Source organism: Ktedonobacter sp. SOSP1-85 (assembly GCF_016587415.1).
Lineage (GTDB): Bacteria > Chloroflexota > Ktedonobacteria > Ktedonobacterales > Ktedonobacteraceae > Ktedonobacter.
Genome location: NZ_BNJI01000001.1, coordinates 2489378 through 2502647, shown reverse-complemented (window position 1 = coordinate 2502647; position 13270 = coordinate 2489378). Strand labels below are relative to the sequence as shown.

The 13270-nt window shown below is 54.0% G+C and carries 11 protein-coding genes; 6 read left to right on the top strand and 5 right to left on the bottom strand.

The features are described 5' to 3' along the window. Window positions 1-252: 252 nt before the first annotated feature. The 3 genes from KTE_RS10455 (at window position 253) to KTE_RS10445 (ending at window position 2554) form a co-directional block, all read left to right on the top strand. On the top strand, window positions 253-915 hold the full coding sequence (locus KTE_RS10455) for an RNA polymerase sigma factor (RefSeq protein WP_201380787.1): 663 nt from the start codon (window positions 253-255) through the stop codon (window positions 913-915). Continuing rightward, window positions 912-2066 carry a DUF5667 domain-containing protein gene (locus tag KTE_RS10450; protein ID WP_201380785.1) on the top strand — a complete coding sequence of 385 codons (1155 nt, stop codon included), beginning with the start codon at window positions 912-914 and terminating at the stop codon, window positions 2064-2066. Before KTE_RS10455 ends, KTE_RS10450 begins: the two co-directional genes overlap by 4 nt. Before the next feature lie 122 nt (window positions 2067-2188). After that, window positions 2189-2554 carry a response regulator gene (locus KTE_RS10445; protein ID WP_236600353.1) on the top strand — a complete coding sequence of 122 codons (366 nt, stop codon included), beginning with the start codon at window positions 2189-2191 and terminating at the stop codon, window positions 2552-2554. 161 nt (window positions 2555-2715) lie between these two features. On the opposite strand, the gene KTE_RS10440 is transcribed toward KTE_RS10445, so the two are convergent. From KTE_RS10440 to murF, 5 genes are all read right to left on the bottom strand, one after another. Further along, window positions 2716-3069: a hypothetical protein gene (locus tag KTE_RS10440; protein ID WP_201380781.1), complete on the bottom strand. Its 354-nt coding sequence runs from the start codon at window positions 3067-3069 to the stop codon at window positions 2716-2718. A 52-nt stretch (window positions 3070-3121) separates the two neighbouring features. Beyond that, window positions 3122-4954 (bottom strand): glycoside hydrolase family 3 protein, encoded by a 1833-nt coding sequence (locus KTE_RS10435; protein ID WP_374226806.1) that lies wholly within the window; start codon window positions 4952-4954, stop codon window positions 3122-3124. Between the two features lie 1662 nt (window positions 4955-6616). After that, complete coding sequence (locus tag KTE_RS10430; RefSeq protein ID WP_201380777.1) at window positions 6617-7690, bottom strand: dipeptide epimerase; 1074 nt, start codon at window positions 7688-7690, stop codon at window positions 6617-6619. Window positions 7691-7941: 251 nt separating this feature from the next. Beyond that, the gene (locus tag KTE_RS10425; protein WP_201380775.1) at window positions 7942-9090 is read right to left on the bottom strand and encodes a D-alanine--D-alanine ligase; all 1149 of its coding nucleotides are present in this window, start codon (window positions 9088-9090) and stop codon (window positions 7942-7944) included. 40 nt (window positions 9091-9130) lie between these two features. Beyond that, the gene (murF, locus tag KTE_RS10420; RefSeq protein WP_201380773.1) at window positions 9131-10567 is read right to left on the bottom strand and encodes a UDP-N-acetylmuramoyl-tripeptide--D-alanyl-D-alanine ligase; all 1437 of its coding nucleotides are present in this window, start codon (window positions 10565-10567) and stop codon (window positions 9131-9133) included. Window positions 10568-10882: 315 nt separating this feature from the next. Here murF and KTE_RS10415 point away from each other — a divergent pair, with 315 nt between their 5' ends. The 3 genes from KTE_RS10415 (at window position 10883) to KTE_RS10405 (ending at window position 13265) form a co-directional block, all read left to right on the top strand. Continuing rightward, window positions 10883-11404, top strand: a complete 522-nt coding sequence (locus tag KTE_RS10415) for a YceI family protein (RefSeq protein WP_201380770.1) — start codon at window positions 10883-10885, stop codon at window positions 11402-11404. 189 nt (window positions 11405-11593) lie between these two features. Then, window positions 11594-12571, top strand: coding sequence for an NAD(P)H-quinone oxidoreductase (locus KTE_RS10410; protein ID WP_201380768.1), 978 nt, complete (start codon window positions 11594-11596; stop codon window positions 12569-12571). 286 nt (window positions 12572-12857) lie between these two features. Beyond that, window positions 12858-13265 carry a DUF983 domain-containing protein gene (locus KTE_RS10405; RefSeq protein ID WP_201380766.1) on the top strand — a complete coding sequence of 136 codons (408 nt, stop codon included), beginning with the start codon at window positions 12858-12860 and terminating at the stop codon, window positions 13263-13265. Window positions 13266-13270: the final 5 nt, after the last annotated feature.

Sequence of the window (13270 nt, the reverse complement as noted above, 5' to 3'; positions counted from 1 at the left end):
GTTTTGGTTACGGCCTCCATCCGAAATAGTTCTTTTGGGGATACCTTTGGACGCAGACATGTGCAGATCCTCGACGAGTTGTGCCTGCTCGGAAGAGCGTAACAGAAATTTCTCCCCCTCCCATAACCACGAAGAGCAAAAAGACAACTAGAAGAGTGTAAGGACGCAGCATTATTTAGAAGGGAAGAGACGCGTATGGTTTCCTGGCCATGGTCATCGGAAATGGTGACTTCGGCACATGAGGAGCAGAACATGGTATTTGATCGTCTCCTCAGTTCTGCCAGGCAAGGCGAAGGGGAGGCACTTGGAGCGCTGTATCGTCACTTTCTCCCAGGAATATTTGGGTATATCGCCGCCCGTGTTCCTGACCGTTTTGTAGCGGAAGACCTGACATCCGAGGTCTTTTTAAAAATGGTTGAGGGAATTCACCAGGTCAAGGCCAGGAAAGAAGCCGGCGTTGCGGCCTGGCTTCTGGGCATAGCCCGCAACACCGTCGCTGGCTATTATCGTGGGCAGGAAAAACAGCCTCCACTTCTCTCATTGACACCAGTGTACGAGATGAGCGAACAGCATAACTATGACGGCCATGCCTATGCCTTACCAACGCACCATCCCGAAGATGATCCTGTCCATGTCTTTGAGACACGCGATGAATGGCAACGTGTCGTACAAGCGATGGAGAGGCTGACCGAGGAACAACGACAGGTGCTCGTTGGTCGATTGATTCTGGGATATGATGTCGCGACAGTCGCCAAAATGATTGGGAAAAAGGACAATGCCGTGAAAGCACTGCAATTTCGTGCGTTACAGAGCTTGCAGCGCTTCCTTCATCCACCCACACCAGACAAGAAGCAAACGGAAGGAGCCAAAGCGTCCCAGCGTCGCAAGGTATCCAAACAGGAGAAACGATCATGAAAACCCACGCAGACGATCTCAATCAACGCCTGGAGCAGCAATGGGCACAAGAGCACCGTTTCGAGAACGCTGAGCTCGTCACTCCTGCTGGTCCTGGCAGTACAAAGGATGAGATCGAAGAACTGATCACTGTGGCACAGTATGTGCGCAGTCATCCTGCACTCCAACCCGATGGTGCCTTCGCCCAACGCTTAGAGGGGCGAATTCGTGCTCGCGCATATACTCTCCAGCAAAAGCAAGCCACTGCTCCATGGTGGCGGTTACACTCTCTACGACCATTGGGCGTACAACTGGTACTGGCTGCTGGTGTGTTCCTTTGTCTCGTGTTGGGTACAGGTGTTGCGATGGCGGCGCAGGGAGCGACACCCAACAACCCACTGTATGCGGTGAAAAGTTGGGTACAGCAGATGCAGATAACCTTCACGACATCCCCGGCAGACCAGGCTGAACTCCGTCTGCAAATCGCACGCGATCACCTCTCTGGCTTGAAGACAGTGGCGACCACCTTGCAGGAAGATGCCTATACCCATGAACTGACGACCCTGGAGCAGCAGCTTACCACGGCCTCTCAATCCATTCATGCCATTCCAGCCGGTAAGAATCATGACCGTCTTTCCCAGGAATTCGCCGCACTGCAACAAGATGCACGCCAGACTCTACACACGCTGTTACCCTCCCTGAAGATGTCGGAGCAAGTGACGACCACGGCAGCGCTGGAACAGTTGGGCGAGCAGGTCACGCATCTGCAAACGGTAACGATCATTGTTTCCCTACCACCTCATGCCCAGGCAACACTTCTCCTGAAGGGTGAGCATTTCCAGCCAGGGGCACAGCTCTGGCTGAATAATCAGCGCGTAAGCGCCACAGGGACGCTGCAACATGGCACCTATGTGTTTCTGGTCGATTGGAACAGCAAGCAATCAATCAAGACGGTGAGCTTACTTAATCCCGACGCAACCGTGGTTCAGACAACGGCGATTACGGTCTCTACTGCGTCAAACAGTAGTTCCAATGGAAATTCGAACGGACAGGGAACAGGGAAAAATGGTTCTGACACGTCTGGCAACGGAGACAATACGCATCCCCATGGCCCGGGCGATACGAATACTGGTGGGGGAAAACCCAGTGTGACACCGACTCCTCATCACTAGGAGGGATGGAATGACACCATCCAGTGGATCACAGATCATAGAGAGGATACATGAACGGTTGAGAGAAAGGCACACATCAGGAAGAAGATATGGAGAATGTAATGGTATCGCAGAGAAAGCCGATGTCAACGAGATTCTTGCTCATTGTGGGAGAGAACGAAGCAACATGGAAGGGGCTCCAAAAAGCGATAAAGCAAGAAGCGAGGTATCTCACGCTCGTTGCACAGACGAGTGAAGAGGCCATTCATTTTGCTCGCAACATTCAGCCATCGCTTGTTCTGATCCCGTACCATCTTCCCGACTTGAATGGAATGGAACTCTATCATCGTCTCAAAACAATAGCTCCAGAGAAGGCCTTACCCGCTATTATGATCATGAAAGAGGGCGAAAAGGTGCGTCATGAGCACCTTCCAGAACTTCATTTGCTTGAAGAACCGTATTCTTTAGACATGCTGCTGCAACTCTTGAAACATCTCTCGAAGGGGTAAAAACGGATTTTTGCCTCTGAAGACGTGCATATGGAAGCGCTCAGCAACCATTCCAAGATTGGTTCTCAAATCAAAGCAGGGACGAGCTACTGATACGTAGCTCGTCCCCGCTTTGGTCTTGTAGGCGCTCGTTCCACCTCTTTGTGAGACGAGTAGGAGCGCTAGTGGCTCAAAGCACTCAAGAAGGTTTTCGTCGGTGTTCCAAGGCCCGTGACATCATCATAACCTGAGGTCGTCTGCAAACTGAGCGTCTGGTTCATCGTTCGCAAGGCATAAGCTGTACCAGCGCTTGGGTCGACACTGTTGACATAGTTGGCTCGTACGACTGTTACGGGAGATACCGGGCTCACGATATCAGTGAAGGACGAGGTCCCTGCCAGGCTATACAAGAGTGGGTTTACAAACCCATGGGGATGGCCTGCAGCCTGGTCAGCCAGAGCCATAATACCAGCTATGATGGGAGATGACAGGCTCGTCCCACCAATGCTCGGTCTTCTCTTCCACGAAAAAGCCATGAAACCTACTCTCCTAAAACCTCAAGGGAGCAGGTTTCATGGGTCTCTTTGATTAAAAGGGAGTGATACCATACCCATACGGGAATAAGGCACCCGTGCAGCTATTATTCTGATTGCAGGGTTCTTGCGTCACCGCATTCGGCCAGGTATAGGTCAATTTCCCTTGAAAACCGTAATCGCCAAAAAGGACATCGGTGATGCCTTCGCCTTCCGTTGAGCCTATCCACGAGGCGACGAATGCCGATGATTGGTTCAACTGGGTATTGATGATCATCGGACGCCCCGAGAACAACAAAACGACACACTTCGTGACGCGACTACACACGTCGGAAACCGCCGTTGCGTCGCTGTTGCTGAGTGCCAGGGTATTCGTATCGCCATTGCCTTCGGCATACGGTGTTTCCCCAACCGCGACGATCCCGACATCTCCTTTGTAATTGCCCTTCGTGCGCGTGCCAACGAAGTTGAGTTTCACCGAAGATGAGAGTCCTGCTTGCTGGATGGCCTGCCAGAGCGTTGTTCCAACAGTGGTGGTCCCACTTCCCCCCTGCCAGGAGATCGACCAACCCCCTAACTGGTAGCCCAGATTATCCGCGTGGCTGCCTCCTACCACCAGGGTATAGCTCCCGGTTTTTGATAAGGGGAGGACACCGTTATTCTTCAACAACACTTGCGATTCTCGCTCCGCCTGCCGTGCGACCGCGCGATGTGCCGCCGACCCCACGTTCGGAGTATAGCTGCGATTAGTGGAGGGTTGCGTAAACAAGCCTGCCGCGAACTTCTCCGTCAAGATGCGCGTGACCGCATCATCAATGCGGGACATCGGAATGCTCCCTGCCTTGATTTCGGTATCAAGAGTGCTGATGAAGGTTTTGTACTTGTCCGGGACCATCACCATATCGATGCCAGCATTAATCGCGGTGCGCACATCGTAGTTATAGTCCGAAGAAATCTGGTCGATGGCCTGCCAATCCGAGACCACGAAACCCTGGAACCCTAAATTGGGTGTGCCGTAGCTGTCTGTTCCCGTGCCTTTCAGCTTGGTTGTGATCAGATACTGGTTGGCGTGGTCTTTAAGTCCATTCCAGCTACTATAGGAGATCATCACCGAACCGACCTTGTTTGAGACCGCCGACTGATAGGGCGGGAGATCAATGGCATCCAACTGCTGCTCGGAAATCTGAGCATTACCCTCGTTGAGGTACGGTGACCCGGTCCCCCAGGCAGTATGACCATCGCCGATAAAGTGTTTTGCCGTCGCCAGGATATTGGTTGGTCCCAACGTGCCATTCGACCCCTGGAAACCCACAATGGCAGCGGAGCCATCAGTCGCATTATCAGAAGGATTCTCGCTATAACCCTCGTAGGTACGTCCCCAGCGAATATCCTGTGGCGTACACACACACGGCGCAAACGTCCACCGGACACCAGTCCCTAACACCTCGTCACGGGTCACCTGCTCTACCTGGGTGATCAGTGCAGGATCATGCATCGCTCCCAACCCGATGTTATGTGGAAAGAGCGTCGCGCCATACACGTTGTTATGTCCATGGACCGCATCAGCGCCGTAGATGAGCGGAATGCCCAAGCGGGTCTGGAGGGCGTAGCTCTGGAAATTGTCCACCATATTTGCCCACTGCGTGGCGGTGCCGCCCGCGCCATTAGGACCACCACCACCACCACTTAACACCGACCCGATAAAATAGGTCGTAATATCCGTTATCGAGTTGCCAGCCATGGTAAAGGCGTTTTTCTCTACCTGGGTCATCTGCCCCTCTTTTTCAGGCAGGGTCATTTTCGAGACACAGTCACTGGGTGAAATACACCCAGAGGACAGAGGGGTAAGCAGCGAGGCTATTCGAGCATTTGTAGCAGAAGCTGGCACTACCAATTGCCATAGCAGCAGTATCACAATCACAGGGAGAGCTGTCGTGGCGAAGCGCCTCGGGCGGCAATGCCCGAGTAACTTCAGAGAGAAGGATGTACGCGGTCGCATAAACCTCTCCTTTTTCTTGATCGCTGAGCAAAACGTGACGACGGTGTATCGTTGAGTGAATGCGATTCGACGCTTACGATTGTTTCTCCCATGTTTCTGCAAGAACAGGTACTCTGGGGAAGAGGATGACGGAGAACAACGCCATGTTATTCTCCTCTGTCACACCCGTTTCCCCAGACCCATTCCCTTACCCCTGCCGAAGCGGAGGCATGGGAATCGGCATAGCATAGGTTTGACCACCCACACCTACCCCACCTTCACATGTATTCGGAGGGGTTGTACAGGAGCCACGTGATGAAGGACATAAGCTACAGGCAGCGTGAAGTGCGAGGTGGCTTCCTGCCAAAGGAGATGCACAAATCCTCTCTGTGCATTTATCGAGCATACATCACAAATACGTAGCAATTGCTGCTATATATTTGTTGGCACTAGATGCTCTTAGCTAAGAGTATACGAATAAATAGACAAATGTCAATCCTTTGTTCAGCGATTGTCACTGTATATGTTTCTTGCAGTTCGACTGTGCATTCTCTTCACTGTACGGCTCTTTCGTTCATTCCTCCAGTTCTTCCAACCTGAAAACACATGCCTGGAAGCTCATTCCTACCCCATTTTGGGTGACCTTGGGATGAAGCCGTAACCAACGCCACTCAAAATGCAACTGTACTTACTGTACAGTCATCTCACGCTCGGCCCAGCCGTCGATGCGAAGGGATTGTGAGTACAAACGATACGAACCAACAGAAAGCATGTACCATGAAGAATGAACTCCTGGAAACGTCCTCTTCCACTGGACAGAGAAGACCATATATTCAACGCCTTCCATTCCTCATACCGATCCTCTGCTCCTTCGCGAAACGGGTCATACTCTAAGGCCACAGGGGCGCACGTTTGGACCCAGAATTACTTTGCCATCGATTCCGGCAGAAGGTACGCAGCGAAGAACAGATCACCAGCCAGTGGTCACAAAGCGGCCCCTCACCACCTCGCCACTGCGCCCATTGCCTCTCCCTTCCATCGCCAAGATGTCCTCTCCCCGTCGCATGTCTGCTGAGCCGAGGAAGGCACAGCCAACACCCATCCATGGCGGTTTTCTGAAGGAAGAGATGATGAGGACTATCAAGCTCGTCTGATTCAGACCTTTCCCTTACGAGCTGTGAAGAAAACCCGGGCGAAAAAGAGGTTTTCGACGCTTTTAGCCACATCAGTTCTCTTCTTCGCGGGTATAGTGGCTCTGAGTGCCTGCGTGGTTGTCATGGTTGTGGTTCCCAGCATAACATCGAAGCTCCAAGAGTTAATGGTCTTTCTTATTGTCTGTTCCTATGTTCTCAGCTTCCTGGTAAAACGTTTCTTCGAGGAAGGTAAATAGGCGTTGCTCACGCTTTGAACATGACCTGCTTGCGTGGAGAACGTGAGACACATTCTCCCCTTGCTTTTCGTTGCCTCTCGCGTAGCAGGTCAATTCTCATCATCGTTTTGGCAAAGAAAGCAGAGATGCTGCTGAGCAGGTGCTCTCATACGTGAGACGTTCATTGCTCGAAGCCACTGCTGTTATCGTCGCTCAATGCCCAAGCCACTTTTGACGGTCGAGAGATCATAGGTGCCTCCCCGTTGCTCGTAGCCCCCGGTGAAGGGATCTTCAGCCAGGAGCATGGGGGTATCCAGGTCGATGAAGCGGAAGCCACCCAGGCCAGCCACAAAATGTGCCGAGGCGCTGATCGCCAGGCGTGACTCGATCATTGCCCCGACCATAAGCTGCGTGTTTGTGCTCCGGCAGAGCGCGGCAATGTCCAGCGCCTGCACGAATCCCGACTTCATCAGCTTAATATTGATTACATTTACAGCTCCCATACTGATCAGGCGCCAGGCATCGGCCGGGCTGCTGACGCTCTCATCGGCGGCGATGGGCACCGAGGTGTGGTTGGTAATATAGCGTAGGCCCTCGAAGTCATCCTTAGCGACTGGTTGCTCCAGGAGCAGGGGGCGAATATCGCGATCATTCAGGGCTTCAAGGCAGAGTAGGGCTTCATTAGGGGTATAGCCCTGGTTAGCATCGAGGGTCAGACCTACATGGGGCGCACCACTGCGAATGGCCTCCACGCGGTCAACATCCTCGCGCAGACCTCCACCCACCTTGACCTTAATGCTGCTAATACCCTTCTCGACCGCGTCCTGCGCTAGTTCATAGCCGTGCTCAGGCGAGACCAGGGGGATACTCAAATCAGTCTCGACCGAGCTTGTGGCCCCACCAAAGAAGGTATAGAGCGGAATGCCATAGGAGCGGGTTAGCGCGTCGAGGATCGCCATCTCCATGCCAGTACAGACGGTGGCCTGGGCGTAGAAGTAGCTCCGAATCAGCTTGGCGAGGACACGCCAGTTGGCCACATTCTGTCCACGCAGCAGCTCGGCACAGCCACGAGCTGCTGCCAGAGCGGTTTCCTGGGACTCGCCCGTACTAGGCGGGAAGGGCGCGCACTCGCCATAGCCCACGCTGCCATCTTGTAAGGTAATAGTGATGAGGACGTTGCTTGCGGCATTCACGCTCCCAGTCGCGATAGCGAAGGGCTCCAGAAGGGGAATAGTTAAAGGTTCAACGGTCACAGAGGTAATGGTGGTACGAGCCATGCGAGCTGCTGCCTTTCTGCTTATCATTAATCAATGTACCCCGGCGTGTGGGACGCCCGCCAGAGCATAGCAAGAAATATACTTTTTAGTATGTTGGGAACGGCTTAGATATGCTTGTATTGTATAACATCAGGCAGACTTCCTAATAGCCACCAGGAGCCAGGGGAGCCGGTTACTTATAGCTCATGTGAAGATAAGCGCTTCAGCCAGATGGCTGAAGCGCTTATCTTCACATGAGCTATAAGTAACCCCTACAAACCGAAGCTGGTGCGGTTGCGCTGGCGGTCGGCGTGGCGCTCAAGGGCGAGCTCGACCAGGCGGTCAATCAACTCGGGATAGGGGATGCCGCTGGCCTCCCAGAGCATGGGATACATGCTGACCTTGGTGAAGCCGGGAAGAGTGTTAACCTCGTTAATGTAGACCTTGTTGGTCTCTTTCTCTAGGAAGAAGTCGATGCGCGAGAGTCCACTGAGGTCGAGCGAGGTGAAGGCGATGAGGGCTTGGCGGCGCATCTCTTGCGAGAGCTCCTGCGAGATTTCGGCGGGGATGATGACCTGGGACTTCCCGTCCACATACTTGGCTTTATAGTCGTAGAATTCGTTGCTGGGAACGATCTCGCCCATGACAGAGACAATAGGCTCGTCATTGCCCAGGACGGCGCACTCAAACTCGCGGCAGTTGATGTTGCGCTCAATGATGACCTTGCGGTCGTACTCGGCGGCGACATTGATGGCGTGTACCAGTTCGGCGCGGTCGTGCGCCTTGTTGATGCCCACACTTGAACCCAGGTTGACAGGCTTGACGAAGCAGGGATAATTCAACTGCTCCTCAACGGCGTTAAGGATGCTCTCGGGATCCCGTTCCCACTGGTTGCGGCGGTAGACGAGATACTCCCCAACTGGCAGTCCTGCGCGCTCGAAGATCATCTTCATCTTCTCTTTATCCATGCCCAGGGCCGATCCCAGGACGCCGCAGCCGACGTAGGGGACGTCCGCCATGTCTAGCATGCCCTGCAAGGCGCCATCCTCGCCTGTGGTGCCATGCATGACGGGGAAGATCACGTCGATGGCTCCCTGATTCTCTAGTTGCTCTTGGCTGCCATTGACCGGGATGAGACGGCGCAGGTTGGGGTCGCCGGTAAAGGTAACGGCGGTGCTCTGCTCTAGTTCGGCCTCAGCCTGGGCGCTCTTCTCGGCCTCGATCATGCGTGTTGGTTCGACGCCCAGCAGCCACTTGCCCGTTTTGTTGATGGCGATGGGAACGACCTCGTACTTATCAGAATTAATGTTTGCGATGACCGATTTGGCAGAGTTGAGGGAGACCTCGTGCTCGCCGGAGCGGCCGCCGTAGATTAGGCCAATGCGGATTTTCTTTGCGCCTGGCTCATTATGCTGTGTCACGGATGTGATCCTTTCGTGTTGCGCTGGAAATAGATGTGTTTTACTCTGAGAGCTGTTTGATCAGGGTATCCATGCTGAGGCCGAGGGAGGCCTTGATGAGCACGAGATCATCGCCGCGCACCTGCTCCTTGAGGAGGTCGGCGGCGGCGTGCTTGGCGGCTTCAACCTCGGCGCTGTTCTCCAGGTCAGCGCTATAGAAGTAGGCGTGATCCTGGGACATGCCAGCTTCCAGGGCACCCTCGATAAAGAAGCGCGCTTGCTCACCTATGGCGACGATGTAGTCGACCAGGGAGGCCAGGGCGGCGCCACAGGTACGGTGCTCCTCGCGTGCATACTGCCCTAATTCCAGGATATCACCCAGCACCGCCCAGCGTTTGCCGTGGGGCGCGAGCGTTGATCCATGCATGGCCTGGGCGATGGCGAGGATGGACTGGCGATTGGCGTTATAGGAGTCGTCAATCAGGGTGCTGCCATTGGGGCCGGGCTTGATCTCGCCACGGCGTTTGGCTGGTTTGAGTTCTTCGAGCGCCTGCCGAATAACATCTAGAGGGAGGCCAGCGGCACAGCCTACCGCTGCTGCGGCCAGGGCAATCGCGATGCCATGCTCACCAGGAATATGCAGTTGAACGGGAACCTCCTGGTCCTGATAGCTGAGCACAAAGCTACGCCCAAAGAGCTGGTCGCCGCCAGGCTTGCTGGCGCGGACATCGGCGCCTTCTCCCTGACCGTAGTAGATCACGCGGGCGCTGGTTTTGGTGCTCATGGCGCGCACATTGGGATCATCATAGTTTAACAGGGCGATCCCATCGGGTGAGAGCACCTGGACCAGCTCACTTTTGGCGATAATGACCTGTTCCTGCGAGCCAAAATATCCTAGATGGGAGGCGCCTACATTGGTGATGACCGACCAGTCCGGGCAGGTGATGCCACTGAGCATCTTTAGCTCGCCTACCCATTGCGCGCCCATCTCCAGAACCGCGTAACGATGCTGGGGCTCCAGGCGCAGTAGAGTAAGGGGATAGCCGATCTCCGTGTTATAGGAGGCTAGAGTCTTGAGTGTGGGCGCGTGGCGCTCCAGCACGGCGGCGATGGCCTCTTTGGTGCTGGTTTTGCCATTACTACCGGTAATACCGATATAGGTGGTCTCGGGCTGGCGGCGGGTGCGCGCGTGAGCCGTGGCATGTAGGGCCGCGACTACGTCGGGAACCACGATCTGGAGAAAACCCTCAGGTACATCCTCGATGGGATGTGTGCAGAGGGCCGCGCTGGCCCCAGCCTGGGCCGCTTTATGAATAAAGGCGTGTCCGTCGACTTTGGCGCCTTTGATGGCAATAAAGAGATCACCGGGTTTGACCTGGCGGCTATCGTGATGCGCCTCGGTAAAGGTCATAGCCGGATCGGGTGTTGTTGTGCTCACAAGCTGCACTTGCGCCTGTGCGTTTTGAGATTGCTGTAGGATGTCGGCGAGGGTGAACATAGAGAAGAAAACCTCCACAACCCTATGGTTTTGGTGCAATTATATCATGCTCAACTAGTACCTTCGCACCTGCGGTGCTCAGGGATAAGTATAGAGTAGGCTGTTTGGTGGGCTCTGCCCACCAAACAGCCTACTCTATACTTACTCTATATAAGCTACTTGACAATGATAAGTTAATATGGTAAAACGTAGTCAAGATATGTTGCTATTCGAAAGTAAGTGGCTTGACAAATGCAAGTTGTACATGCTAGAATGTAACTATCATAAAGAAAGTTGCTAACAAAAGCATATTTGCTTTTTTAGGAGGTATATCTAATGGCCTGGGAAATCGATCCTACACACTCACACGTCAATTTCTCCGTGAAACATATGATGTTCAGCACAGTTCGCGGTAGCTTTAAAGTCTTTAGCGGTAAGCTGCACATCGACGAGCAGAATCCTGCCGCCTCCTGGGTTGAGGCCCAGGCTGATACGGCCAGCGTCGATACCAGCGATGCCAATCGCGACGGCCACCTGCGTAGCGCTGATTTCTTTGATGCTGAGCAGTTTCCTGTTCTCTCCTTCAAGAGCACCAATGTTGAGCGTGCGGGCGATGGCTACAAAGTGACCGGCGACCTGACCATCCATGGTGTGACCAAGTCAGTCGTTTTTGATGCCGAGTACCTGGGTCAAGGTAAGAACCCCTGGGGTGCGACCGTGGCCGGCCTGAGCGCGACCACGAAGATCAATCGCCGCGACTTCGGCCTGACCTGGAGCGCCGCTCTGGAGACCGGTGGTGTGCTGGTTGGCGACGATGTCAAGATCGAGATTGACCTGGAGACTCAGAACAAGGGCTAAATCCCTCCTGAGAAGCAGAAAATAAAAAAGAGGCAGCGTGTGCTCTCAAGTTTGAGAACACACGCTGCCTCTTTTTTATTTGAGAATCCCTCCTGCAAAAGAGGGCGTCGACATTGTACAATAGTAGCGACATCGGCCTTGAGAGGCGGTCATCAGTGTCAATGTAGACATTTGTAAGGAGAGAGTGGTATGAAAGCGGTCATTATTACCAGGGCGGGCGGCCCTGAGGTATTAGAGGTACAGGAGATCGCCACCCCCGAACCGATTGGGGACCAGGTCCTGGTGCGCGTGAAGGCGGCAGGTCTCAATCGCGCGGACATCTCGCAGCGTATGGGACACTACCCGGCGCCTCCAGGATATCCAACCATTATTCCCGGCCTGGAGTTCGCGGGCGAGGTGGCGGCGGTGGGCCCCATGGTGCGCCGCTGGCGTCCTGGGCAGCGCGTAATGGGGATTACAGGCGGCGGTGGACAGGCTGAATATTTGCTTATCCACGAGGGCCTGCTGGTAGAAATTCCCGAGAATCTGGACTTTATCCAGGCGGCTGCGATTCCTGAGGTATTCATCACTGCCCATGACGCCTTGTTTACCCAGGGTGACTTGAAGATGGGTGAGCGCCTGCTGGTACATGCCGCTGGTAGTGGTGTGGGGACGGCAGCGATCCAACTGGCAAGCGCTATGGGTTGTACGGTGTATGGCACCTCGCGCACCGCTGATAAGCTTGAGCGCGCCAAAGAACTGGGCCTGGATGTCGGTCTCTCTACCGAGAATTTCGCGCAGGAAGTCAAGGAAATGACGCATGGCGAGGGCGTGCATCTCGTGCTGGACTTTATCGGAGGCCCCTATATGGAGGGGAATCTGGAGGCGCTCGGCCTTTGGGGTCGCCTGGTCTTCCTGGCGACACTGGGCGGAGCCGATGCCAATGTTAACCTGGGCAAGGTCATGGCCAAACGCCTGAGCATTCGTGGTTTTACCCTACGCTCACGTACCCTGGAAGAGAAACTGGCGGCCACGCGCCACTTCGCGGTCCAGGTTGTACCCTTGCTCGCCAGAGGTAAGGTCAGGCCGATTGTGGAAGAGGTCTTCCCCATTGAGCGTATCTCTGAGGCGCACAAGGTGATGCAGGCCAACCGCAACTTCGGCAAGCTAGTGCTGGCCCTGGGCTAAACAAACAATCGGCTAGAGTGTGGAGAGTCACGACGCTGCGAAAGCACGCGTCTACATATGGTTCATGATATGTAGACGCGTGCTTTCGCAGCGTCGTGCTACTTAATGCTATTGCGAATTGCTCTAGGATATGGTGGCTGTGGTGGCAACTGTGCTATGCGTGTATTTTTAGAGTGGTATGAGTGGTATGAGTGGCATGAATAAACCGGCGTGTGCTATTGTTTTGTATAGAGAAAGAACTTCTATGCTTCGAGGTTGAAGCAATGGGTTATAAAGAGGTTGCACTATGCATATCAAGTTGTCACGATTGTTGTGGCGTGGTCTCATTCTGCGTTGTCCCATCTGTGGGAAGGGCAAATTGTTCCGCCGTCCTTTCAAAATGTATGATCAGTGTCCATACTGCGAGTTTCCCTATGAACGTGGGGAAGAGGGGTACTTTACCAGTTCTATGGCCATCAACCTTGTACTCAGCGAGTTCATCGTTGTAGGCTTTACCGTGCCCCTATCGGCCATGCGGACCGTGTCTCTGGCTCTCATCTGGGCCATTGGTATTCCTATGACGGTCTTGCTGCCATTCCTCTTCTTCCATCATAGCCGGAGTTTCTGGTTGTCGATAGATCACTTCTTCAACCCGGTTTCACGTGAACACCTGGAGACACGCACACGTATCTTCGAGCTTTCGAGTAAAGAATAAGAATG